Origin of the sequence: Acidihalobacter prosperus (assembly GCF_000754095.2) — a bacterium.
In the GTDB taxonomy this organism is placed as follows: domain Bacteria; phylum Pseudomonadota; class Gammaproteobacteria; order DSM-5130; family Acidihalobacteraceae; genus Acidihalobacter; species Acidihalobacter prosperus.
Genome location: NZ_JQSG02000002.1, coordinates 292428 through 314995, shown reverse-complemented (window position 1 = coordinate 314995; position 22568 = coordinate 292428). Strand labels below are relative to the sequence as shown.

Genomic DNA, 22568 nt, shown 5'->3' with positions numbered 1-22568 from the left:
GTTTCGGGGACATCATCTTGACCGGGCGTCCCGGGACAAGTTCACTGTGTCGCGGCGCGTGTGTCCGGTTCGAGGGTGACCGGCGTACCTGGGTGTTCGATGGCCCGGCGATGCGCCAGCCAATAGTCCATGATCTTGCGCGTGACGGTGGAGGCTGGGCCGAGCCGGTCGCCGGCATGTTCCACGATCACCACCACCGCAAGTTCGGGGTGGTCGACCGGCGTGAAGGCCTCGAACAAGGCATTGTCGCGCAGTCGGTAGGGAATATGCCGCCGTTTTTGCTGGAAGGGGTTCTTGGGGTTGGCGAACACCTGTGCGGTGCCGGTCTTGCCGGCGACCGGCAAGGGAAAGCTGTGGAATTCGCGATATGCGGTGCCCGCCGGCGAGTCGATGACCGCCTGCATGCCCGCGATCACATTTTGCCAGTAGGCGGGACGCTTGAGCGTGATTGCCGGCAGGGGCTGTGGCTTGACGGCCTCGGTCCTGCCGTCGACGGGATTGCGGATCGCGCGCAGCAGGTGCGGTCGGTCGGCATGCCCGCGCATGGCGATCTCCGATACCGCGCTTGCCAGCTGCAGCGGCGTGACCTGCAGATAACCCTGGCCAATGCCCATCAGCACGGTATCGCCGGGGTACCAGGGGTGGCCTTGGGTGCGTTGTTTCCACGCCGGCGACGGCAGCACGCCGGCGGCTACGCCGGGCAGGTGCAACGGTGGCGGCTTGCCGAAGCCGAAGCGTCCCAGCATGTCGTCGATGCGATGGATGCCCAGCTGATAGGCTAGCGGATAGAAATAGGTGTCGACCGATTGCGCGATGGCCTTGGTCAGGTCGGTCCAGCCATGCCCGTAGGGCGTCCAGTCCCAGAACCGATGCTGCGTCTTGTCCCCGGGGATGATGTAGTAGGGGCCGGAGAAGACTCTCGTCTGGGGTTGGATGACCCGATCGTTCAGGCCGGCCAGGGCGATGAACGGCTTGATCGTCGAACCCGGGGCGTAGCTGGCCGCGAAGGCGCGATTCCACAGTGGGTTGCCGGGGTCGCCGACCAGGGTGCGATAGCGCCGGCTGGAAATGCCGTCGACGAACCAGTTCGGATCGTAGGCCGGATTGGAGACCGCGGCGAGGATGGCGCCGGTGCGCGGATCCATGACCACCACGGCACCGCGCTTGCCCTTCATCGCCTGCTGCGCGACCTGTTGCAGGCCCATGTCCAGGGTCAGGATGAGATCGTCGCCAGGATGGGGGCGTTCACGTTTGAGGGTGCCCACCGGCTGGCCATTGGCGTCGACCTCCATGACCTTGTAGCCCGGTTGGCCGTGAAGCCGCGCCTGATCGGCCAATTCAAGGCCGCTCTTGCCGAAATACACGGTACCCGCGTAGGCACTGGCATCGACGTGCTTGAGATCCGATTCGCTGATGCGGCCGACATAGCCCACGGTATCGGCGGTCAGGTTGGCATAGGGGTAGTAGCGGCGTAGCCGCGACTCGATTTCCACCCCGGGGAAACGGTAGCGATCGACCGCGAAGCGTGCCAAGTCCTTTTGGTCGAGGTGGGTGGCCAGCGGGATCGCGCGATAGCCCGGGGTGACGGTACGCAAGGCCTTGAAACTGCGCAGGTCCTCGGGCGTAAGCCTGACAATTTTGCCCAGCGCCTTGAGGGTCGCGGCGAGATGGCGCACCTCGTCTGGGATCACGGCCAGGGTGTAGCTGGGCACGTTCTCGGCCAGCAGCTGCCCGCTGCGGCTATAGATCAGGCCGCGAGGTGGTGGAATCGGCTGCACGCGGACGCGATTCTGGCGCGCGGCTTGCGCATAGCCCTGATGATCGAATATCTGGAGCTGCACCAGGCGGGTGATGGCCGCCACGAACAGCAGTATGACCGCGAATGCCGTGACGAGTGTGCGGTAGTTGAATAGCCGCTTCTGGGTTGCCGGGTCTGCGAGTGGGTCCCGTCGCTTCACTGATTCCGTTCGCTGCTGAGAGGTCGCCTGCGGGCGGCCCGGGTTCAGCCGGCTTGGACCGGCGGATGGCGAAAATGTTCAGTTTTCTCCGGTCGCCCGCACGCTAGGCGCCGTTTCAGGCGCTGCCTTTGAGCGGCCGCCCGATGGCGAGGTACTGGAAGCCGAGCTGATGCATGATTTTGGGGTCGTAGAGGTTGCGGCCGTCGAGGATGAGGGGCTGCGAGAGTTTTTGTTTGATGAGGTCGAAGTCGGGGCTGCGGAAGTGGGCCCACTCGGTGACGATGAGCAGGGCGTCGGCGCCCTCCAGGGTCTCCTCTGGGCTGTCGCACAGGGCAAGATCGGACCGTTCGCCGTAGATCCGGCGGCACTCGTGCATGGCGACCGGGTCGTAGGCCTGCACGCGGGCACCGGCCTCCCACAGCGCCTCCATCAGGGCGCGGCTGGGGGCCTCGCGCATGTCGTCGGTGTTGGGCTTGAAGGCCAGGCCCCAGAGGGCGAAGCTGCGGCCCCTGAGATCGCCGGCGAAGTGCGCGTGCAGCTTCTCGAACAGGCGCTGCTTCTGGCGCTCGTTGACCGACTCCACTGCGGCCAGCAGCTCGGCCTGATAGCCGCTGCCGCGCGCGGTGCGCTCGAGGGCCTTCACGTCCTTGGGGAAGCACGAGCCGCCGTAGCCGCAGCCCGGATAGATGAAGTGATAGCCGATGCGCGGGTCCGAGCCGATGCCCACGCGTACCGCCTCGATGTCCGCGCCCAGGCGTTCGGCCAGATTGGCCAGCTCGTTCATGAAGCTGATCTTGGTGGCCAGCATCGCATTGGCCGCGTACTTGGTCAGCTCGGCCGAACGCACGTCCATCAGCACCACGCGCTCGCGGCTGCGGTTGAAGGGCGCATACAGCGCCCGCATCAGCTCGCCGGTGCGCGGGTTGTCCGTGCCGACCACGATGCGGTCGGGCTTCATGAAGTCCTCGATGGCCGCGCCCTCCTTGAGGAACTCCGGATTCGAGACCACATCGAACTCCGCCGCCACCCCGCGCGCGGCGAGGGCCTCGGCGAGGGCCTCGCGGACGCGGTCGGCGGTGCCCACGGGCACGGTCGACTTGTTGACCACGATGCGGTAGTCGTCCATGTGTTGGCCGACGCTGCGGGCGACCTCGAGGACATGGCGCAGATCGGCCGAGCCGTCCTCGTCGGGCGGGGTGCCGACGGCGATGAACTGGAACAGGCCGTGCCTGACGCCCTCGGCGGCGTCGAGGGTGAAGCGCAGGCGGCCGGCGGCGGCGTTGTCGCGCACGAGCTTGTCGAGACCGGGCTCGTAGATGGGGATGTCGCCCTGTTCGAGGCGGTGGATCTTGTCGGGATCGACGTCGACGCACAGCACGTGATTGCCCACCTGCGCCAGACACGCACCCGTCACCAGCCCTACGTAACCCGATCCGTATATCGTGATCTTCATGGTGCGTGTATAGTCTCCGCCCAGTCGATGATCCGGGCGACCCCAGGTCGCCAGACGGGCGCATGGTATCAGATTTCAAAAATGACGAAGCCTGCGTCCAGGCGGTTGACAAGCGCCCGCCAATTGACGAGAATTTCCGCCTTTGTTTTGGAGGGGTTCCCGAGCGGCCAAAGGGGGCAGACTGTAAATCTGCTGGCTCAGCCTTCGGAGGTTCGAATCCTCCCCCCTCCACCACACAGTTCTGCTTGGCCGCGAATGGTCGCGAGACGATTCTGCAGGCGGGTGTAGTTCAATGGTAGAACCTCAGCCTTCCAAGCTGATGACGTGGGTTCGATTCCCATCACCCGCTCCATTAGGTCTGGGCTGGCTGGGTCAGGTGTAGATTTGAAGAGCGCCCATATAGCTCAGTCGGTAGAGCACTTCCTTGGTAAGGAAGAGGTCACCGGTTCAAATCCGGTTATGGGCTCCATATTGATAGTGCAGTCGTGTAACGCCGCTGCGTGTGTCTTGAATCGATGTCAGTCGTGGAAACTGGGGTGCTTTGATGGCCAAGGAAAAGTTTGAACGCAAGAAGCCGCATGTAAACGTGGGAACGATCGGGCATGTGGATCATGGCAAGACGACGCTGACGGCGGCGTTGACGAAGGTGATGGCGGAGAAGCATGGCGGCGCGTTCAGTGCGTACGACCAGATCGACAAGGCGCCGGAAGAGCGCGCGCGCGGCATCACGATTGCGACGGCGCACGTGGAATACGAGTCGGACGCGCGTCACTACGCGCACGTGGACTGCCCCGGGCATGCCGACTACGTCAAGAACATGATCACGGGTGCGGCGCAGATGGACGGCGCGATCCTGGTGTGTTCGGCGGCGGACGGTCCGATGCCGCAGACGCGCGAGCACATTCTGCTGGCGCGTCAGGTGGGCGTGCCGTACATCGTGGTGTTCCTGAACAAGGCCGACATGGTCGACGATCCGGAGCTGCTGGAGCTGGTGGAGATGGAAGTGCGCGACCTGCTGTCGAGCTACGACTTCCCCGGCGACGACACCCCGATCGTGACGGGTTCCGCGCTCAAGGCGCTGGAAGGCGACACGAGCGAGATTGGGGTGCCGGCGATCGAGAAGCTGGTGGCGGAGATGGACGCGTACATTCCGGAGCCCGAGCGTGCGGTTGACGGTGCGTTCCTGATGCCGATCGAGGACGTGTTCTCGATTTCGGGTCGCGGCACCGTGGTGACCGGTCGTATTGAGCGCGGGATCGTCAAGGTGGGCGACGAAGTGGAGATCGTGGGATTGCACGACACCACGAAGACCACGGTGACGGGCGTCGAGATGTTCCGCAAGCTGCTGGACCAGGGTCAGGCAGGCGACAATGTTGGCGTGCTGCTGCGCGGCACCAAGCGCGAGGAAGTGGAGCGCGGCCAGGTGCTGTGCAAGCCGGGTTCGATCAAGCCGCACACCAAGTTCGAGGCCGAGGTTTACGTGCTGTCGAAGGAAGAGGGCGGTCGTCACACCCCGTTCTTCAACGGCTACCGTCCGCAGTTTTACTTCCGCACGACGGACGTGACGGGTTCGGTGGACCTGCCGGAAGGCACGGAGATGGTGATGCCTGGCGACAACGTGTCGATCAAGGTGTCGTTGATTGCGCCGATCGCGATGGAAGAAGGCCTGCGCTTTGCGATTCGCGAAGGTGGTCGCACCGTCGGCGCCGGCGTCGTCTCCAAGGTCATCGAGTAAGGCGGCCTCCGGTCACTGTCACGCGCATATTGAAACTGGCGCGGGCGCAACACGCCCGCGCCGCCATGGAGTAAGTGGAAAATGGCTACGAGTCAGAGAATCCGGATTCGCCTCAAGGCGTTCGATCATCGTCTGATCGACCGTTCGGCCAGCGAGATCGTCGAAACCGCCAAGCGGACCGGTGCGCGGGTCAAGGGCCCGATTCCCCTGCCGACACGCAAGGAGAGCTTCACGATCCTGGTGTCGCCACACGTCAACAAGGATGCGCGCGATCAGTATGAGATCCGCACGCACAAGCGACTGATGGACATCCTGGACCCGACCGACAAGACGGTCGACGCGCTGATGAAGCTGGATCTCGCAGCCGGCGTGGATGTGCAAATCAGGCTTAACTAAAAAACATTTTTCTGTCATAATGCACGGCTTTCCGCGGCCCGACATTTGATGAGTGTCGGGCCGCGTTGTCAGGCGGATGCGCCGTGAGCCGTAACGCGGTGGGCAGTTAGGTACAGAGGTGTAGTGATGTCTATCGGATTGGTTGGGCGCAAATTGGGCATGACCCGCGTGTTTACCGAAGCGGGCGAGTCCGTGCCGGTTACCGTGATCGAGGCTGAGCCTAATCGGGTGACGCAGGTCAGGACCGCCGACGTGGACGGTTACGAGGCGGTTCAGGTGACCGCCGGTGAGCGCAAGGCCTCGCGTGTGACCAAGCCGATGGCGGGTCACTTCGCCAAGGCCAATGTGACGGCCGGTCGCGGACTCTGGGAGTCGCGGGCAACGGCGGCCGAGCTGGAAGGTATCGAGGCGGGTGGCGAGATTACCGTGGAGCGCTTTGCCGAGGGGCAGATCGTCGACGTCGTCGGCGTGAGCAAGGGCAAGGGTTACGCGGGCGTCATCAAGCGTCATCACTTTCGCGGCCAGGATCGCACCCATGGCAACTCGCTGTCGCACCGCGCGCCGGGTTCCATCGGCCAGAACCAGACGCCGGGTCGCGTGTTCAAGGGCAAGAAAATGTCGGGTCACCTCGGAAATGTCCGCGTGACCACGCAAAATCTTCAGGTTGTGCGCGTCGATGTCGAGCGTAACCTGATACTGGTCAGGGGCGCTGTCCCGGGCGCGGTCGGCGGCGATGTCATCGTCAAGCCGGCGGTCAAGCAGAAGGGTTAAGGACATGGAGTTGCAGATTCAAGGAAACGGGTCGAGCGTTGCGGTTTCCGACGCGCTCTTTGCTCGCGACTTCAACGAGTCGCTTGTGCACCAGGCCGTCGTTGCCTACATGGCCGGCGGGCGCGCCGGTACCAAGGCGCAGAAATCGCGTTCCGAGGTGCGAGGGGGCGGCATCAAGCCATGGCGGCAGAAGGGCAGTGGTCGTGCGCGCGCCGGCAGTATCCGCAGCCCCATCTGGCGTGGTGGTGCGCGTGCGTTTGCGGCCAAGCCGCGCAGTTACGCCCAGAAGCTGAACAAGAAAATGTACCGTGCCGCGATGCGCTCGATCTTCTCCGAGCTGCTGCGGCAAGGGCGTCTGGTGCTCGTCGAGGAATTTGTCGTCTCCGAGCCCAAGACAAAGGCCTTTCTGGCTGCGCTTGAGGGTGTGGCCTCGCGCAACGCGTTGATCGTGGCGGCTGAGCCCAGCGAAGCGCTCTGGTTGTCCGCGCGAAATGTGCCGCATGTGGACGTGACCGATGTGGCGGGTCTCGACCCGGTGCGCCTGGTCGGCCACGAGCAGGTCGTCGTGGACATGGCCGCGCTCAAACAGATTGAGGAGTGGCTGGCATGAACCAGGATCGTATGCTTCAAGTGCTCGTGGCGCCCCATGTTTCCGAAAAGGCCACGCTGTTGGCGGAAGGTTCGCGCCAGCATGTGTTCAAGGTTCTGCCGGATGCCACCAAGCTGGAAATCCGCAAGGCCGTTGAGTCGCTTTTCAGCGTGCAGGTTGCCGAGGTCCGCGTGGTCAACATCAAGGGCAAGCGCAAGATGTTCGGGCGCCGCCCCGGAAAGCGCAATGATGTGCGCAAGGCCTATGTGACGCTGCGTGAAGGCAGCGACATCGAATTCAACGGCGCCGAGTAAGGGGAAGTATCATGGCAATCGTCAAGTCCAAGCCGACTTCCGCCGGCCGCCGCTTCCAGGTGCGGGTCACGCGTGAAACCCTGCACAAGGGTGCGCCGTATGCCGGCCTGGTGGAAAGCAAGTCGAAGAGCGGTGGTCGCAACAACCAAGGGCGCATCACCCAGCGTCACATCGGTGGCGGTCACAAGCAGCATTATCGCCTGATCGATTTTCGCCGCCAGAAGGACGGTATACCAGCCCGCGTCGAGCGGCTGGAGTACGACCCGAACCGCAGCGCCAATATCGCGCTGGTGCTGTACCGCGACGGCGAGCGTCGGTACATCATCGCGCCCAAGGGTTTGAAGGCCGGCGACGAAATCATGTCCGGTGCCGGTGCGCCGATCAAGCCCGGCAATACGTTGGAGCTTCGTTCGATCCCGGTGGGTACGACCGTCCACTGCATCGAGATGCGTCCTGGCAAAGGTGCTCAGATGGCCCGTTCCGCAGGTGCCGGTGCGCAGATCGTGGCGCGGGAAGGCGCCTATGCCTCGCTTCGCCTCCGCTCGGGTGAGATGCGCAAGGTGCAGATCGAGTGCCGTGCCACGGTTGGCGAGGTCGGTAACGCAGAACACAACCTGCGCAAGTTCGGCAAGGCCGGCGCCAAGCGTTGGATCGGCGTGCGCCCCACTGTTCGCGGCACGGCCATGAACCCGGTCGACCATCCGCACGGTGGTGGCGAGGGTCGCAATTTCGGTAAGCATCCGGTTACCCCGTGGGGCGTTCCCACCAAGGGTTACAAGACGCGTAACAACAAGCGTACGGATAAGCTCATCGTTCGTCGTCGGAATCGGAAGTAAGGGGTAGCCAGTGCCACGTTCAATCAAAAAGGGTCCCTTTGTGGATCACCACCTGATCAAGAAGGTGGATGAGGCGGTTGCGGCGAACTCGCGTCGCCCTATCAAGACTTGGTCGCGTCGGTCGATGATTCTGCCCCAGATGGTCGGCCTGACGATCGCGGTGCATAACGGCCGTCAGCACGTGCCGGTGCTCGTCAGCGAAAACATGGTGGGCCACAAGCTGGGCGAGTTTGCCGCTACGCGCACCTTCAAGGGACACGTGGCCAATAAAAAGGCCAAGTAAAGAGGTTTCAGATGGAAGTCGCAGCTAAATTGAAGTTTGCTCGGATTTCGCCCCAGAAGGCCCGCCTGGTTGCCGATCAGGTTCGTGGCATGCCGGTCGAGAAGGCCCTGCAGCTACTGACCTTCAGCCAGAAAAAGGCTTCCGCGATGATTCGCAAAGTGCTCGAGTCGGCTATTGCCAACGCCGAGCATAATGAGGGTGCGGACGTTGACGAACTCAAGGTCAGCCGCGTTTTCATCGACGAGGGTCCGACGCTCAAGCGCATGCATGCGCGTGCCAAGGGTCGCGGTAATCGTATTCTCAAACGCACCAGCCACATCACAGTGATGGTCGGCGACCGCGCGAGGAACAACTAATGGGTCAGAAAGTACATCCGGTAGGCTTCCGCCTGGGCATCTCCAGCGACTGGACCTCGAAGTGGTATGCGCAGGGGCGTCATTATGCGGACCTCCTGAACAACGATCTCGACGTGCGCAACTTCATCAAAAAGAAGCTGGCGCATGCTTCGGTCAGCCGTATCCAGATCGAGCGTCCCGCGCGCGCCGCCGTTGTGACCATCCATACCGCGCGGCCCGGCATCGTGATCGGCAAGAAGGGCGAAGACATCGAAGGCCTGCGCCGCGAAGTGGCCGGCAAGATGGGCCTTGAGGTCAACAGCGTCAAGATCAATATCGAGGAAGTGCGCAAGCCGGAAATCGATGCGCAGCTGGTGGCGGAAGGTATCGCCCAGCAGCTGGAACGGCGAATCATGTTCCGCCGCGCCATGCGCCGTGCGGTCAGTAATGCCATGCGCCTGGGTGCGATGGGCGTCAAGGTCAATGTCGGCGGACGTCTGAATGGCGCCGAGATCGCGCGCTCGGAAATGTATCGCGAAGGCCGCGTGCCGCTGCATACGCTGCGCGCCGACATAGACTACGGCTTCGCCGAAGCGCATACGACCTATGGTGTGATCGGCATCAAGGTGTGGGTGTACAAGGGTGACGTTTTCGGTCCTGGCGTCGAGCGCACCGAATCGCGTCAGGCGGCGAGTTGAGGAGTAGGGCATGCTGCAGCCTAAAAGAACCAAGTTTCGTAAGCAATTCAAGGGCCGCAACAGCGGACTGGCCACCGTCGGCGACAAGGTCAGCTTTGGTGAATACGGCCTGAAAGCCTTGGATCGCGGCCGCATTACCGCACGCCAGATTGAGGCGGCGCGTCGTGCCATGACCCGGCATATCAAGCGCGGCGGCAAGATATGGATTCGTGTGTTCCCGGATGTGCCGGTCACCAAGAAGCCGCTTGAAGTGCGTATGGGCAGCGGTAAGGGCAATGTCGAGTACTGGGTGGCGAAGATTTTGCCCGGCCGAGTGCTTTACGAGATGGAAGGCGTTTCCGAAGAAGTGGCGCGCGAGGCTTTCCGTCTTGCCGCTGCGAAGCTGCCGATCAAGACCACGGTCGTGACCAGGACGGTGATGTGATGAAGGCAACCGAATTGCGTGAAAAGAGCGTCGACGAGCTGAATGCCGAACTGACCGAGCTGCGTCGCGCACAGTTCAATCTGCGCATGCAGCGTGGAACTGGCCAGCTGGCCAAGCCACATCAGTTCGATCAGGTGCGCAAGGACATCGCACGGGTCAAGACTGTGCTGAACGAAATGGACAAAGCGGGTAAGACGGCATGAACGAAGCAGCGAAGGTTAAGCGTGCGGTGGTCGGTCGCGTTCTGAGCGACAAGATGGATAAGACCCTGACCGTGCAGATCGAGCGCATGGTCAAGCACCCGGTGTACGGCAAGTACATCCGTCGTTCCACGAAGCTGCACGTGCATGACGAGCAGAACAGCGGCCGCACCGGTGACACGGTTCGGATTCAGGAATGCCGTCCGATCTCGCGGACCAAGAGCTGGATGCTGGTCGAGATCGTGGAGCGTTCGCCCGAATAAGGCTACGGACTGGGAATTTAGCTCATGATTCAGATGCAAACAGTTTTGGAAGTCGCAGACAACAGCGGCGCACGCAAGGTGCAGTGCATCAAGGTGCTCGGCGGTTCCCATCGGCGCTACGCGGGTATTGGCGACGTGATCAAGGTCAGCGTCAAGGATGCGATTCCGCGCGGCAAGGTGAAGAAGGGCGACGTATACAACGCCGTTGTCGTTCGCACCGCGCATGGCGTCCGCCGTCCAGACGGATCGAAGATCCGTTTCGACAAGAATGCGGCGGTGCTGCTCAATAACCAGCACCAGCCGATCGGCACCCGTATCTTCGGGCCGGTCACGCGCGAGCTCCGTTCGGAGCGTTTTATGAAGATCATTTCACTCGCACCTGAAGTGCTCTGATCCGAGGTCGGTGACATGCAAAGAATTCGCAAAGGTGACGACGTGATGGTCGTCACGGGTAAGGACAAGGGTCGGCGCGGTACGGTCATGCACGTCCTGCCGAACGGCAAGCTGCTCGTGCAGAACGTGAACATGATCAAGAAGCATCAGCGCGGAAACCCGCAGACCGGTGCTCAGGGCGGCATCATCGAGCGTGAAGCGGCGATCGATGCTTCCAACGTGATGCTCTTCAACCCGGCGACGGGCAAGGGCGACCGGATCGGTTACAGGACGCTTGATGACGGCCGCAAGGTCCGTTTCTTCAAGTCGAACAATGAAGTTGTCGACGCGTAGGTATATGGCAATGCCCAGGTTGAAAGATCATTATCAGGAAAAGGTCGTCCCGGCCTTGATGGAGCGCTTTAACTACAAGAGCGTGATGCAGGTGCCGCGGATCGAAAAAATCACCCTGAACATGGGTCTGGGTGAGGCCGTGTCCGACAAGAAGATTGTCGATCACGCGCTGGGCGATCTGGCCCTGATCGCTGGTCAGAAAGGCGTGCAGACGTTGGCGCGCAAGTCGGTCGCAGGCTTCAAGATTCGCGACGGCTGGCCGATCGGTGCCAAGCTGACCCTGCGTCGGGAACGTATGTACGAATTCCTTGATCGCCTGATCACGATCGCGCTGCCGCGCGTTCGAGATTTCCGTGGCGTCAATCCGCGCTCTTTTGATGGCCGCGGCAATTACAGCATGGGTATCAAGGAACAGATTATTTTTCCGGAAATCGATTACGACAAAATTGATGCACTGCGTGGCATGGACATCGTAATCACCACCAGCGCGAAGACGGATGATGAGGCTCGCGCCTTGCTGGAAGCCTTCAACTTTCCGTTCAGGACCTGAGGCAGAAAACGTTATGGCAAAGACATCGATGATCGAACGCGAACGCAAGCGCGAAGCCCTGGCCAAGCGCTATGCGAAGAAGCGCGAAGCCCTCAAGGCGGTGATAGCGAATCCCGAAGCCAGTCATGAGGAAAAGCGTGCCGCTGTGGTATCGCTGCAAAAGCTGCCCCGTGATTCCAGTGCTGTGCGTCAGCAGAGCCGCTGCCGCGTAACGGGACGTCCCCACGGCGTGTATCGCAAATTCGGTCTCGGGCGCAACAAGCTTCGCGAAGCCGCGATGCGTGGTGATGTGCCTGGTCTCAAGATGTCGAGCTGGTAAACGAGGATCCCAAGAATGAGTATGACCGATCCAATCGCGGACATGTTTACGCGTATCCGCAACGGCCAGCAGGCACGCAAGCAGCAGGTGGCGATGCCTTCGTCCAAGACCAAGCTGGCCATTGCCCAGGTGCTCAAGGACGAAGGTTACATCGACGGCTTCGAGGTGACGGCCGCCGATACGAGCAAGCCGCAGCTGGTCGTGACGTTGCGTTACTACCAGGGCAAGGGCGTGATCGAGCGTATTGATCGCGTGAGCCGCCCCGGTCTGCGCATCTACCGTGAAAAAGACGAGCTTCCCCGCGTGCTCAATGGTCTGGGTGTTGCGATCGTTTCCACCTCCAAGGGGGTGATGAGCGACCGCGCCGCACGACAGGCTGGATGTGGCGGCGAAGTGATTTGTGTAGTGGCATAACGGGACCGAACCATGTCGAGAGTTGCGAACAAGCCGGTCGTGATCCCTGGTGGCGTCCAGGTGAACATCGACGGCCGAACCATCAAGGCCAAGGGCCCGAAGGGTGAGGGTGTGCATAATCTGCACGTGGACGTCGTCGCGCGTGAAGAGGCTGGTGCACTGCATCTGGCGCGTGCCGACGGCACCACTGACGAGCTCGCGATGGTCGGAACCATGCGTGCGCTCACGCAGAACCTGATTACCGGCGTCAGCCAGGGTTACGAGAAAAAACTCGAACTGGTCGGCGTGGGTTATCGCGCCCAGGCGCAGGGCAAGTCCCTGAACCTGACGCTGGGTTTTTCACATCCGGTGGAGTATCCGATACCGGATGGGATAACGATCGAAACACCGAGTCAGACCGAGATCGTGGTCAAGGGTGCCGACCGTCAAAAGGTCGGTCAAGTGGCTGCGGAGATCCGCGCGTACCGTCCGCCCGAGCCCTACAAGGGTAAGGGCGTGAAATATTCGGACGAGCAGATTATCCGCAAGGAAGCCAAGAAGAAGTAGGTCGATACCATGCAAAAGAAAGAGTCTCGTCTGCGTCGCGCCAAGCGCGCCCGCTCGAAAATCAAGGAACTCGGTGTGACCCGGCTGTGCATTCATCGCACGCCGCGCCACATCTATGCCCAGATCATCGCCCCGAACGGCTCGGAGGTCATCGCGACCGCCTCGACCGTCGAGACGGCTGTCAAGGGCAGCGAGAAATACACCGGCAACATCGAGGCCGCCAAAACAGTGGGCCGACTTGTCGCCGAGCGCGCGGCCGAAAAAGGCATCAAGACGGTAGCCTTCGACCGCTCCGGATTCCGTTATCACGGGCGCGTCAAGGCGCTTGCGGAAGCGGCCCGTGAGAATGGACTTGACTTCTAGGAAGGCGGCTAATGGCAACGAATATTGAGAGCTCGACGAACAGCGACGGCCTGCAGGAAAAGCTGGTCACGGTCAATCGTGTGGCGAAAGTCGTCAAGGGTGGCCGGCAGTTCGGCTTTACCGCGCTGACGGTGGTGGGTGACGGCAATGGCCGTGTAGGCATGGGCTATGGCAAGGCACGTGAGGTGCCGGCCGCGATCCAGAAATCGCTTGAAAAGGCGCGCAAGAACATGGTCCGCGTGCCTCTCAGCGAGGGCACCCTGCACTACGCCTCCACCGGTCGCCACGGTGCGGCGCAGGTGTTCATGCAGCCGGCTTCCGATGGTACCGGCGTGATCGCAGGCGGTGCCATGCGCGCAGTTTTCGAAGTGGCCGGGGTGCGCAACATCCTTGCCAAGTGCATCGGCACGCGTAATCCGGTGAATGTGGTCCGTGCGACGCTTAACGGTCTGCTGAACATGAATTCGCCTGAAGAAATTGCGGCCAAGCGTGGCAAAAGCATCGAAGAGATCAAGGGTTGAACGACATGACTGCCGACACCAAACGCATCAAGGTAACGCTGGTTCGCAGCCTCAGCGGGCGCATCAAGGCTCACCAGGCCTGTGCGCGCGGTCTCGGCCTGCGCCGTATGCACCATACCGTGGAAGTCATCGATACGCCTGAAAACCGCGGCATGGTCAACAAGATTCACTACCTGTTACGGGTAGAGGAGGCCTGAAATGAAGCTTAATTCGCTCAAGCCCGCAGCAGGCAGCCGCCCGTCGCGCGTTCGTGTCGGCCGTGGTATCGGTTCGGGACTCGGCAAGACGGCCGGTCGAGGCCACAAGGGTCAGCACTCCCGCTCTGGCGGCTATCGCAAGGTCGGTTTCGAAGGCGGCCAGATGCCGCTGCAGCGCCGCCTGCCCAAGATCGGCTTCAACTCGCGCAAGTCCGCTCGGGTCGACGAGATCCGGCTGCATGAACTCGCCAAGGTCAATGCCGAGGTGATCGATCTGGCGGCTCTGATCGCTGCGGATCTCGTTTCGCCGCGCACGCTCAAGGCCAAAGTGATCGCTTCCGGCAAAATCGACAAGGCCGTAACCGTTCGTGGCCTGGCGGTGACCGCCGGCGCGCGCGCGGCGATCGAACAGGCAGGCGGAAAGGTCGAAGACTGATGGCGCTCCCGAGCACTGGCACTGCAGGTGGTTTGGCAGGGCTCGGGCGATTTGCCGAGCTGCGCAAGCGCCTCATTTTCCTGGTTCTTGCGCTGGTGGTTTACCGCATCGGCACCTTCATTCCGGTGCCTGGTATCAACCCGGTCGCGATGGCGAGGTTCTTCACCGAACACAGCGGGTCGATCCTGGGCATGTTCAACATGTTCTCGGGTGGCGCGCTGCAACGGTTGAGCGTGCTCGCGCTCGGAGTCATGCCGTATATTTCGGCCTCGATCATCATCCAGCTGCTGACTTCGGTTATCCCGAGTCTCGAGCAGCTGAAGAAGGAAGGGCAGGCGGGCCAGCGCAAGATTACCCAGTACACGCGTTATGCCACCGTCGCCCTGGCCACGTTCCAGGCGGTCGGCGTTTCGGTGGCGCTGGAGGGCCAGCAGGTCAACGGCATGTCGGTCGCGATCCACCCCGGCGTCGGCTTCATTCTCACCGCTACCGTGACGCTGGTGACCGGCACGATGTTCTTGATGTGGCTGGGCGAGCAGATTACCGAGCGCGGCCTCGGCAACGGGATCTCGATGATCATATTCGCGGGCATCGTGGCTGGACTGCCGCAAGCCGTTGGCGGCACGCTTGAACTCGCGAGCACGGGTGAACTGTCCTCGGCGACGATCATCATGCTCGGCGCACTGGCGATCGTGGTGACGGCCTTCGTGGTTTTTGTCGAGCGCGGACAGCGCAGAATCACGGTCAACTACGCCAAGCGGCAAGTCGGCCGCAAAATCTATGCGGCGCAGTCGAGTCACCTGCCGCTCAAGTTGAACATGGCCGGTGTGATACCGCCGATCTTCGCCTCGAGCATCATCCTGTTTCCGGCGACGTTGGGACAGTGGTTTGGGCGTACGGACGGGATGCAGTGGCTACAGGGTCTTTCGACGGCGCTATCGCCCGGGCAGCCCCTGTACGTGCTTTTGTACGCGGCTGCAATCATCTTTTTCGCGTTCTTTTACACCGCGCTGGTTTTCAACTCGCGCGAGACCGCGGACAACCTGAAGAAGGCCGGCGCTCTTGTTCCTGGGATCCGGCCGGGCGATCAGACCGCACGATATATCGACGGCGTGATGACACGCCTGACCGGCGTCGGCGCGATCTATATCACGCTCGTGTGTCTGCTGCCCGAGTTTCTGATTCTGTACTGGAATGTGCCGTTTTATTTTGGCGGCACGTCGTTGCTGATCATCGTAGTGGTGATCATGGACTTCATGGCCCAGGTCCAGGCACACATGATGTCGCATCAGTACGATGGCCTGATGAAAAAAGCGAATATGAAAGCTTACGGGCGAAGCGGCAGCGGCCGCTGATCCCTCTGGTGAGGAAAGTGAGATGAAGGTTCGAGCATCGGTTAAGAAGATATGCCGTCATTGCAAGATTATCCGTCGCAATGGCGTGGTCCGCGTGATCTGCACCGAACCCCGGCATAAGCAGCGCCAGGGCTGACAAACATTGTATCTGGTTGGGATAGCGGGTATGATGCTCGGCTTTTCCGCCAGGGTTAGGGAGAGTTTCTGAATGGCACGTGTAGCAGGTGTCAACATACCTGATCAGAAGCACGCGGTGATCGCCTTGACGGCAATCTACGGCGTCGGACGTCATCGCGCCCAGGCGATTTGTGAGGCGACCGGCATCCGCCCGGAGACGAAGATCAAGGATCTGACCGAGGCCGAGCTGGAGTCCATTCGTCAGGCGGTCGGTCAGTACGTCGTCGAGGGTGACCTCCGTCGTGAAGTCAGTATGCAGATCAAGCGCCTGATGGACATGGGTTCCTACCGTGGCCTGCGTCACCGTCGCGGCTTGCCCGTGCGCGGTCAGCGCACGCGCACGAATGCGCGCACGCGCAAGGGCCCCCGCAAGGCAATTCGCAAGTAAACGACAGAACGGACGTTAGTAAGTCATATGGCTAAGCCTACGGTCGCGCGTACGCGCAAAAAAACGAAGCGTGTTGTCACGGATGGTGTGGCGCATATCAACGCTTCTTTCAACAACACCATCGTGACCATCACCGACCGCCAGGGCAACGCTCTGTGCTGGGCCACTTCGGGCGGCTCCGGTTTCCGTGGTTCGCGCAAGAGCACGCCGTTTGCGGCCCAGGTGGCAGCTGAACGTGCCGGTAACGTGGCGCTCGAATACGGCATGAAGAATCTTGAAGTGCGCGTGAAAGGGCCTGGGCCTGGCCGTGAATCGGCCGTCCGCGCGCTCAACAACGCCGGCTTCAAGATCACCAGCATCAGTGATGTGACGCCGATTCCGCACAATGGTTGCCGGCCGCCGAAGCGCCGTCGCGTTTAAGTTTGGGGTAGTCATCGATGGCACGTTATATAGGTCCGAAGTGCAAGCTCAGCCGCCGCGAGGGCACCGATCTCTTCCTGAAGAGCCGGGCGCGTGGTCTCGAGTCCAAGTGCAAGCTGGAAAAGATTCCGGGGCAGCACGGCGATCGCCGTACCCGCGTATCCGATTACGGCACCCAGTTGCGCGAAAAGCAGAAGTTGCGCCGTATCTATGGCGTCCTCGAGCGCCAGTTCCGCAACTATTTCAAGAAGGCGGCCAACCAGAAGGGCTCGACCGGCGAAAATCTGCTCAAGATGCTTGAGTCGCGTCTTGATAACGTCGTGTACCGGATGGGCTTCGCGGTGACGCGAGCAGAGGCGCGTCAGCTCGTCAGCCACCGCGCGATCACGGTCAATGGCGAGGTCGTCAATATTCCCTCTTTCCAGGTGTCGAGCAACGACGTCGTTGCGATTCGCGAGCGTGCGCGCAAGCAGTCGCGTATCCAGGATGCGCTGACCCTCGCCGAACAGTTCGGCATACCGGAATGGATGGAAGTCGACGCGAAAAAAATGGAAGGCGTCTTCAAGAGCGCCCCGGAGCGCAGTGATCTGCCCGCGGACATCAACGAGTCGCTCGTCGTCGAGCTTTACTCCAAGTAATCGCCGCGTTTCAGCCCGTCGATCGAAAGAGGTTTACAGATGCAGGCAACCGAATTGCTCAAGCCGCGTCATATCGACGTACAGGCATTTTCACCGAATCACGCAAAGGTGGCCCTCGAGCCGCTCGAGCGCGGTTTCGGTCACACGCTCGGGAACGCGCTGCGACGCATCCTGCTGTCCTCGATTCCCGGTTGCGCCGTTATCGAGGCTGAAATCGACGGCGTGCTCCACGAGTACACCGCGATTGAAGGCGTGCAGGAAGACGTTGTTGAGATCCTGCTCAATCTCAAGGGGCTCGCCGTGCGCATGCATGCTCAGGACGAGGCCGTCCTGACCCTGCGCAAGAAGGGGCCGGGCGTGATCACCGCCGCCGATATCGCGCTGGGTCACGATGTCGAGATACTCAACCCCGACCATGTCATCGCCCACCTGACCAAGGAAGGCGAAGTCAACATGACCTTGAAGGTCGCCCGCGGTCGCGGTTATCAGCCTGCCGCAACGCGCCGCAACAGCGACGCGGAAGATCATGCGATCGGCCGTCTGCTGCTGGATGCCAGTTTCAGTCCGATCCGCCGCGTGGCCTACTCGGTCGAGCGTGCGCGCGTCGAACAGCGCACCGACCTTGACCGTCTGGTGATCGAACTCGAAACCAATGGCACCGTGGATGCCGAAGAGGTGATCCGTCATGCTGCGGGGATCCTGCGCAGCCAGCTGGAGGTCTTCGTCGACATGCAGGGCGAAGAGCAGAGCGAGGCGCCCGCCGCCAAGGCCGAGATCGATCCGATCCTGCGCCGTTCGGTGGACGAGCTGGAGCTGACCGTTCGTTCGGCGAACTGCCTGAAGGCGGAAAATATTTTCTTCATCGGTGACCTGATCCAGAAGACCGAGGTTGAACTGCTCAAGACCCCGAACCTGGGCAAGAAATCCCTGACCGAAATCAAGGACGTTCTGGCGCAGCACGGGCTTTCGCTCGGTATGAAACTGGATAACTGGCCGCCGGCCGGTCTCAAAGATCAGAAGGCCTCGGCCTAAGCGTAGGAATTGAGTCATGCGTCATCGCAATATTGGCAGACAACTGAGCCGCAACTCGTCACATCGCAAGGCTACGCTGCAGAGCCTTGCGGTATCCCTGATGCGTCATGAAGTGATCAAGACGACCCTGCCCAAGGCAAAGGAATTGCGCCGGACGGCCGAGCCCCTGATCACGCTTGCGAAGGAAGACAGCGTGCATCGCCGCCGCCTGGCCTTCAGCCGCCTGCGCGACAAGGAAATCGTCGGCAAATTGTTTTCGGAGCTGGGTCCGCGTTACAAAACCCGTCCCGGCGGCTATCTGCGCATTCTCAAGTGCGGCTACCGCGCGGGTGACAATGCGCCGATGGCGCTGGTCGAACTGGTCGACCGGCCCGAGGAGTAGCCGGATGCTGCGTTGGCAGCTAACCGTCTGAAATGAGCGAAGGCCGGGCTTGTCCCGGCCTTCGCGCGTCATGAGAGCGATGCATGTGATCCATCTGTTCACCGACTTTGGTGTGGCGGGTCCCTATCTGGGTCAGATGCAGGCGGTATTGCTGCGCTCGGCGCCACAGATACCCGTGGTCAACCTCATGGCGGATGCGCCGGCCTTCGACCCGTTCCATTCGGCTTACCTGCTGCACGCCTATGCACACGGGCTGCCGTCCGGCGATATCGTCCTGGGCGTGATTGATCCGGGCGTGGGCAGCGAGCGCGCCGGCGTTGCGCTGCTTGCCGACGGCGTGTGGTACGTCGGTCCGGATAATGGGTTGTTCGAGATCGTGGCGATGCGCGCGCATGCTTGCGACTGGTGGAGCCTGCCGCCGCCAGAGTCGCCCATTGCTGCCAGCTTTCACGGGCGCGACTGGTTCGCCCCATGCGCTGCACGGCTGGCGGCGGGGCAGTGGCGTCCGTCGCCTCCCGGGCGCCGCCTGCCGCCCTCCGGCGGCCATGGTCTGCCGGATACGTGCCCCGAGTTTGTCTATATCGATCGCTACGGCAATGGTGTGACCGGATTGCCGGGCCACACACTGAGCCCCGGTAGCGTGCTGTCGGTTAATGGCCGGTGCCTGCGCTGGGCGAACACCTTCTCAGCGGTCGCCGAGGGCGAGCCCTTCTGGTACGTCAATGCCAACGGCTTGGCCGAAGTGGCCGCCAACCGCGCGCGCGCCGCCGACGTGCTCGGTCTGCAGATTGGCACGGTGGTGGCGGTTTCCGTCTGAACGCCGGGGGCCATGCGCGCGTTAGGGGCGCGGGTCAGGCGCGCTTGCGCAGCTTGCGTCCCGCCCGCGCCAGTAGCGGTTTGAGAAAGTGCCCGGTATAGGAGCCGGGTGTCGCCGCGATGGCTTCCGGCGTGCCGGCGGCAATGATCTGCCCTCCGCCCTCGCCACCTTCCGGGCCTAGATCGATCACCCAGTCGGCCGTTTTGATGACATCGAGATTGTGCTCGATCACGACCACGGTGTTGCCCTGGTCGCGGAGCTGATGAAGCACGCCCAGCAACTGATCGACATCGTGGAAATGCAGTCCCGTGGTCGGCTCGTCCAGAATGTAGAGGGTGCGCCCGGTGGCGCGCTTGGACAGCTCCTTGGCCAGCTTGACGCGCTGCGCCTCGCCGCCGGAGAGCGTGGTCGCGCTCTGTCCCAGCGTGATGTACGAGAGGCCGACGTCCATCAGCGTCTGCAGCTTGCGGTGGATGGCCGGTACCGGCGCGAAGAACGCAAGCGCGTCCTCCACCGTCATTTCCAGCACTTCATGGATGTTCTTGCCCTTGTAGGGCACGCCGAGGGTTTCGCGGTTGTAGCGCTGCCCCTTGCACACGTCGCAGGGTACGTAGATGTCCGCAAGGAACACCATTTCGACCTTGGTGAAGCCCTCGCCCTGACACGCTTCGCAGCGCCCGCCGCGCACGTTGAAGCTGAAACGCCCCGGCGTATAGCCGCGCGACCGTGCCTCGGGCGTGCCGGCAAACAGTTCCCGTATCGGCGTGAACAGGCCGGTGTAGGTGGCGGGGTTCGAGCGCGGCGTGCGGCCTATGGGGCTCTGGTCGATGGCGACGACCTTGTCCAGGTGTTCCAGCCCCTCGACGTCCTCGAACGCGGCCGGCTCGTCACTGGCGCCGTAAAAATGCTTCGCCAGCAGGCGGTATAGGGTGTCGTTGACAAGTGTCGACTTGCCGGAGCCGGACACGCCGGTCACGCAGGTCAGCAGTCCCAGTGGCAGGGCCATGTCGACGCCCTTGAGGTTGTTGCCGCTGGCGCCGCGCAGCGTCAGCCAGGCGTCATCGGACGGCACGTGCCTCTGCGTCGGCACCGCCACGCTGCGCTGACCCGAAAGATACTGGCCGGTGAGCGAGGCCGGATTGGCGGCCACGGCCTCCGGTGTGCCCTCGGCGATGACGCGTCCGCCGTGCAGGCCGGCGCCCGGACCGATATCGACCACGTGATCGGCCGCGCGGATCGCATCCTCGTCGTGCTCGACCACGATCACGCTGTTGCCGAGATCGCGCAGTCGCGCCAGGGTGTCCAGTAGGCGCTGGTTGTCGCGCTGGTGCAGTCCGATGGAGGGTTCGTCGAGGACGTACATCACCCCGACCAGGCCGGCGCCGATCTGGCTGGCAAGGCGGATGCGCTGCGCCTCGCCACCGGACAGGGTGTCCGCGCTGCGCTCAAGGGTGAGGTAGTCCAGGCCGACGTTCACCAGGAAACTCAGGCGCGCCACGATTTCCTTGACGATCTTGCCGGCGATCTGGCCGCGGCGGCCGGGCAGGTCGAGCTGCGAGAAAAAGGCCAGGGCCTGCTCGATGGGGACCTGGGTCAGCTCCGGCAGCGTGCGCTCGCCCACGAACACGTGTCGCGCCGCGCGGTTCAGCCGGCTGCCGCCGCAGTCGGCGCACTGGCGGGCCGAAAGGTAGCGTCCGAGTTCCTCGCGCACCGCGCTCGATTCGGTTTCGCGATAGCGTCGGGCCATGTTCGGCAGAATGCCCTCGAACGGATGACTGCGCGTGACCGCCTTGCCGCGCGCATCGCGCTCGGTGATCGTGATCGACTCGCGACCGCTGCCCTCGAGCACGACCCGCCTCACCTTGGCGGGGAGTTCGTTCCAGGGCATTTCGGGATCGAAGTCGTAATGCGCCGCGAGTGCGCCGATCAGCCGATAGTAATGTTCGTTGCGCCGGTCCCAGCCGCGGATCGCGCCGCCGGCGAGGCTCAGCTCGGGATCGATGATCACGCGCTCGGGGTCGAAGAAGGTTTGCACGCCCAGGCCGTCGCAGGTGGTGCAGGCGCCGAAGGGGTTGTTGAACGAGAACAGGCGGGGTTCCAGTTCGGCGAGCGAATAGCCGCATTGCGGGCAGGCATAGCGCGAGGAAAAGACCGGTTCCTCCGCCTTGGCGTCGTCCATGAAGGCGATGCGCGCGATGCCTTCGCCCAGGCGCAGTGCGGTCTCGAAGGATTCCGCCAGGCGTAGGGCGATGTCCGGACGTACCCGCAGGCGGTCGATCACCGCCTCGATGCTGTGCTTGCGCTTGGGGTCCAGCGTCGGGGCGCTGTCGACCTCGTAGACCTCGCCGTCGATGCGGGCGCGGATGAAACCCTGGCCGCGCAGCCCGTCGATCACTTGCGCGTGTTCGCCCTTGCGTCCGGATACCAGCGGCGCCAACAGCATGATGCGAGTGCCTTCCGGCAGGGCAAGCACCTGATCGACCATCTGGCTCACGGTCTGCGCTTCCAGCGGCAATGCGTGGTCCGGGCAGTACGGCGTGCCGGCGCGCGCATACAGCAGGCGCAGGTAGTCGTAGATCTCGGTGATGGTGCCGACCGTCGAGCGCGGATTGTGAGAGGTGGTCTTCTGCTCGATGGAAATGGCCGGCGACAGTCCTTCGATATAGTCCACGTCGGGCTTTTCCATCACCGACAGGAACTGGCGCGCATAGGCCGACAGGGACTCCACATAGCGCCGCTGCCCTTCCGCGAACAGCGTGTCGAAGGCGAGCGAAGACTTGCCGGAACCCGAAAGCCCGGTGATCACCACCAGTCGCTCGCGCGGCAGGTCAAGATCGATGTTCTTGAGATTGTGGGTGCGGGCACCGCGGATGCGGATCAGGTCCATGAGTCTACCAAGGCGCGATTCAGCCGGTTATCTTAAGCCCCGATCACCAGGGCTGCCAGTCCGGGGGATATTTTTCCGCATATCGTGGTCGAAAACCCCGGACCCGAAGGGGCCATGCCAAACCCATACCTACACTAGACGTAAC

Annotated in this window: 33 protein-coding genes and 3 tRNA genes; 33 read left to right on the top strand and 3 right to left on the bottom strand. The window is 62.4% G+C overall.

The annotated features are described in order from the left end of the window. Positions 1–41: 41 nt before the first annotated feature. Together mrdA and THPRO_RS05515 are read right to left on the bottom strand one after the other, a co-directional pair. On the bottom strand, positions 42–1958 hold the full coding sequence (gene mrdA, locus THPRO_RS05520) for a penicillin-binding protein 2 (protein WP_052064719.1): 1917 nt from the start codon (positions 1956–1958) through the stop codon (positions 42–44). Positions 1959–2073: 115 nt separating this feature from the next. Beyond that, the gene (locus THPRO_RS05515) at positions 2074–3411 is read right to left on the bottom strand and encodes a UDP-glucose dehydrogenase family protein (protein ID WP_065089326.1); all 1338 of its coding nucleotides are present in this window, start codon (positions 3409–3411) and stop codon (positions 2074–2076) included. A gap of 149 nt (positions 3412–3560) precedes the next feature. On the opposite strand from THPRO_RS05515, the gene THPRO_RS05510 reads away from it, so the two are divergent. The 33 genes from THPRO_RS05510 (at position 3561) to THPRO_RS05355 (ending at position 19536) form a co-directional block, all read left to right on the top strand. Beyond that, positions 3561–3645 (top strand) — tRNA-Tyr (locus tag THPRO_RS05510). Between the two features lie 44 nt (positions 3646–3689). Then, positions 3690–3763 (top strand) — tRNA-Gly (locus THPRO_RS05505). Positions 3764–3804: 41 nt separating this feature from the next. After that, positions 3805–3880 (top strand) — tRNA-Thr (locus THPRO_RS05500). 75 nt (positions 3881–3955) lie between these two features. Beyond that, positions 3956–5146, top strand: a complete 1191-nt coding sequence (gene tuf / locus THPRO_RS05495; RefSeq protein WP_065089325.1) for an elongation factor Tu — start codon at positions 3956–3958, stop codon at positions 5144–5146. Between the two features lie 81 nt (positions 5147–5227). Next, on the top strand, positions 5228–5542 hold the full coding sequence (gene rpsJ, locus THPRO_RS05490; RefSeq protein WP_038089292.1) for a 30S ribosomal protein S10: 315 nt from the start codon (positions 5228–5230) through the stop codon (positions 5540–5542). A gap of 126 nt (positions 5543–5668) precedes the next feature. Then, positions 5669–6313, top strand: a complete 645-nt coding sequence (rplC, locus tag THPRO_RS05485) for a 50S ribosomal protein L3 (protein ID WP_038089296.1) — start codon at positions 5669–5671, stop codon at positions 6311–6313. Positions 6314–6317: 4 nt separating this feature from the next. Further along, positions 6318–6923: a 50S ribosomal protein L4 gene (gene rplD / locus THPRO_RS05480; RefSeq protein WP_038089299.1), complete on the top strand. Its 606-nt coding sequence runs from the start codon at positions 6318–6320 to the stop codon at positions 6921–6923. Next, on the top strand, positions 6920–7216 hold the full coding sequence (gene rplW / locus THPRO_RS05475) for a 50S ribosomal protein L23 (RefSeq protein ID WP_038089302.1): 297 nt from the start codon (positions 6920–6922) through the stop codon (positions 7214–7216). The genes rplD and rplW overlap by 4 nt, the downstream gene beginning before the upstream one ends. A gap of 11 nt (positions 7217–7227) precedes the next feature. Beyond that, positions 7228–8052: a 50S ribosomal protein L2 gene (gene rplB / locus THPRO_RS05470; RefSeq protein WP_038089305.1), complete on the top strand. Its 825-nt coding sequence runs from the start codon at positions 7228–7230 to the stop codon at positions 8050–8052. A 10-nt stretch (positions 8053–8062) separates the two neighbouring features. After that, positions 8063–8335 (top strand): 30S ribosomal protein S19, encoded by a 273-nt coding sequence (rpsS, locus tag THPRO_RS05465; RefSeq protein ID WP_038089308.1) that lies wholly within the window; start codon positions 8063–8065, stop codon positions 8333–8335. A gap of 11 nt (positions 8336–8346) precedes the next feature. Further along, positions 8347–8691, top strand: a complete 345-nt coding sequence (gene rplV / locus THPRO_RS05460; RefSeq protein WP_038089311.1) for a 50S ribosomal protein L22 — start codon at positions 8347–8349, stop codon at positions 8689–8691. After that, positions 8691–9368 (top strand): 30S ribosomal protein S3, encoded by a 678-nt coding sequence (rpsC, locus tag THPRO_RS05455; RefSeq protein WP_038089313.1) that lies wholly within the window; start codon positions 8691–8693, stop codon positions 9366–9368. The genes rplV and rpsC overlap by 1 nt, the downstream gene beginning before the upstream one ends. A gap of 10 nt (positions 9369–9378) precedes the next feature. Continuing rightward, the gene (rplP, locus tag THPRO_RS05450; protein WP_065089324.1) at positions 9379–9792 is read left to right on the top strand and encodes a 50S ribosomal protein L16; all 414 of its coding nucleotides are present in this window, start codon (positions 9379–9381) and stop codon (positions 9790–9792) included. Then, the gene (gene rpmC / locus THPRO_RS05445; protein ID WP_038089319.1) at positions 9792–9995 is read left to right on the top strand and encodes a 50S ribosomal protein L29; all 204 of its coding nucleotides are present in this window, start codon (positions 9792–9794) and stop codon (positions 9993–9995) included. Before rplP ends, rpmC begins: the two co-directional genes overlap by 1 nt. Then, entirely contained in the window at positions 9992–10255 is a 264-nt protein-coding gene (gene rpsQ, locus THPRO_RS05440; protein WP_038089322.1) for a 30S ribosomal protein S17, read from the top strand. The genes rpmC and rpsQ overlap by 4 nt, the downstream gene beginning before the upstream one ends. 24 nt (positions 10256–10279) lie before the next feature. Next, positions 10280–10648, top strand: coding sequence for a 50S ribosomal protein L14 (gene rplN / locus THPRO_RS05435; RefSeq protein ID WP_038089325.1), 369 nt, complete (start codon positions 10280–10282; stop codon positions 10646–10648). A gap of 15 nt (positions 10649–10663) precedes the next feature. Continuing rightward, positions 10664–10981 (top strand): 50S ribosomal protein L24, encoded by a 318-nt coding sequence (rplX, locus tag THPRO_RS05430; protein WP_038089327.1) that lies wholly within the window; start codon positions 10664–10666, stop codon positions 10979–10981. A gap of 10 nt (positions 10982–10991) precedes the next feature. After that, positions 10992–11531, top strand: coding sequence for a 50S ribosomal protein L5 (gene rplE, locus THPRO_RS05425; protein ID WP_038089329.1), 540 nt, complete (start codon positions 10992–10994; stop codon positions 11529–11531). 13 nt (positions 11532–11544) lie between these two features. Beyond that, a complete protein-coding gene (gene rpsN / locus THPRO_RS05420; RefSeq protein WP_038089332.1) occupies positions 11545–11850 on the top strand; it encodes a 30S ribosomal protein S14 in 306 nt (101 codons plus the stop codon). A 15-nt stretch (positions 11851–11865) separates the two neighbouring features. Then, on the top strand, positions 11866–12264 hold the full coding sequence (rpsH, locus tag THPRO_RS05415; protein WP_038089334.1) for a 30S ribosomal protein S8: 399 nt from the start codon (positions 11866–11868) through the stop codon (positions 12262–12264). A 12-nt stretch (positions 12265–12276) separates the two neighbouring features. Next, positions 12277–12810 carry a 50S ribosomal protein L6 gene (rplF, locus tag THPRO_RS05410; RefSeq protein WP_038089336.1) on the top strand — a complete coding sequence of 178 codons (534 nt, stop codon included), beginning with the start codon at positions 12277–12279 and terminating at the stop codon, positions 12808–12810. 9 nt (positions 12811–12819) lie between these two features. Continuing rightward, a complete protein-coding gene (gene rplR / locus THPRO_RS05405) occupies positions 12820–13173 on the top strand; it encodes a 50S ribosomal protein L18 (protein ID WP_038089339.1) in 354 nt (117 codons plus the stop codon). Between the two features lie 11 nt (positions 13174–13184). Further along, positions 13185–13694: a 30S ribosomal protein S5 gene (rpsE, locus tag THPRO_RS05400; protein WP_038089341.1), complete on the top strand. Its 510-nt coding sequence runs from the start codon at positions 13185–13187 to the stop codon at positions 13692–13694. A gap of 5 nt (positions 13695–13699) precedes the next feature. Next, positions 13700–13891 (top strand): 50S ribosomal protein L30, encoded by a 192-nt coding sequence (gene rpmD, locus THPRO_RS05395; RefSeq protein WP_038089753.1) that lies wholly within the window; start codon positions 13700–13702, stop codon positions 13889–13891. Between the two features lies 1 nt (position 13892). Further along, positions 13893–14327: a 50S ribosomal protein L15 gene (gene rplO / locus THPRO_RS05390; protein ID WP_065089323.1), complete on the top strand. Its 435-nt coding sequence runs from the start codon at positions 13893–13895 to the stop codon at positions 14325–14327. Beyond that, positions 14327–15682 carry a preprotein translocase subunit SecY gene (secY, locus tag THPRO_RS05385; protein ID WP_038089344.1) on the top strand — a complete coding sequence of 452 codons (1356 nt, stop codon included), beginning with the start codon at positions 14327–14329 and terminating at the stop codon, positions 15680–15682. Before rplO ends, secY begins: the two co-directional genes overlap by 1 nt. A gap of 22 nt (positions 15683–15704) precedes the next feature. After that, on the top strand, positions 15705–15818 hold the full coding sequence (gene rpmJ, locus THPRO_RS16235) for a 50S ribosomal protein L36 (RefSeq protein ID WP_082954460.1): 114 nt from the start codon (positions 15705–15707) through the stop codon (positions 15816–15818). A gap of 72 nt (positions 15819–15890) precedes the next feature. Then, on the top strand, positions 15891–16247 hold the full coding sequence (gene rpsM, locus THPRO_RS05380) for a 30S ribosomal protein S13 (RefSeq protein ID WP_038089345.1): 357 nt from the start codon (positions 15891–15893) through the stop codon (positions 16245–16247). A gap of 27 nt (positions 16248–16274) precedes the next feature. Then, positions 16275–16667, top strand: a complete 393-nt coding sequence (gene rpsK / locus THPRO_RS05375) for a 30S ribosomal protein S11 (protein WP_038089349.1) — start codon at positions 16275–16277, stop codon at positions 16665–16667. Between the two features lie 17 nt (positions 16668–16684). Continuing rightward, positions 16685–17305 (top strand): 30S ribosomal protein S4, encoded by a 621-nt coding sequence (gene rpsD / locus THPRO_RS05370; protein ID WP_038089352.1) that lies wholly within the window; start codon positions 16685–16687, stop codon positions 17303–17305. A gap of 39 nt (positions 17306–17344) precedes the next feature. Continuing rightward, positions 17345–18337: a DNA-directed RNA polymerase subunit alpha gene (locus THPRO_RS05365; protein WP_065089322.1), complete on the top strand. Its 993-nt coding sequence runs from the start codon at positions 17345–17347 to the stop codon at positions 18335–18337. Between the two features lie 16 nt (positions 18338–18353). Next, complete coding sequence (gene rplQ, locus THPRO_RS05360) at positions 18354–18719, top strand: 50S ribosomal protein L17 (protein WP_038089355.1); 366 nt, start codon at positions 18354–18356, stop codon at positions 18717–18719. A 79-nt stretch (positions 18720–18798) separates the two neighbouring features. Beyond that, positions 18799–19536 (top strand): SAM hydrolase/SAM-dependent halogenase family protein, encoded by a 738-nt coding sequence (locus tag THPRO_RS05355; protein ID WP_236717254.1) that lies wholly within the window; start codon positions 18799–18801, stop codon positions 19534–19536. Between the two features lie 34 nt (positions 19537–19570). Here the strand turns inward: THPRO_RS05355 and uvrA are convergent, their stop codons facing one another. Beyond that, positions 19571–22423: an excinuclease ABC subunit UvrA gene (gene uvrA / locus THPRO_RS05350; protein ID WP_065089321.1), complete on the bottom strand. Its 2853-nt coding sequence runs from the start codon at positions 22421–22423 to the stop codon at positions 19571–19573. Positions 22424–22568 lie beyond the last annotated feature (145 nt).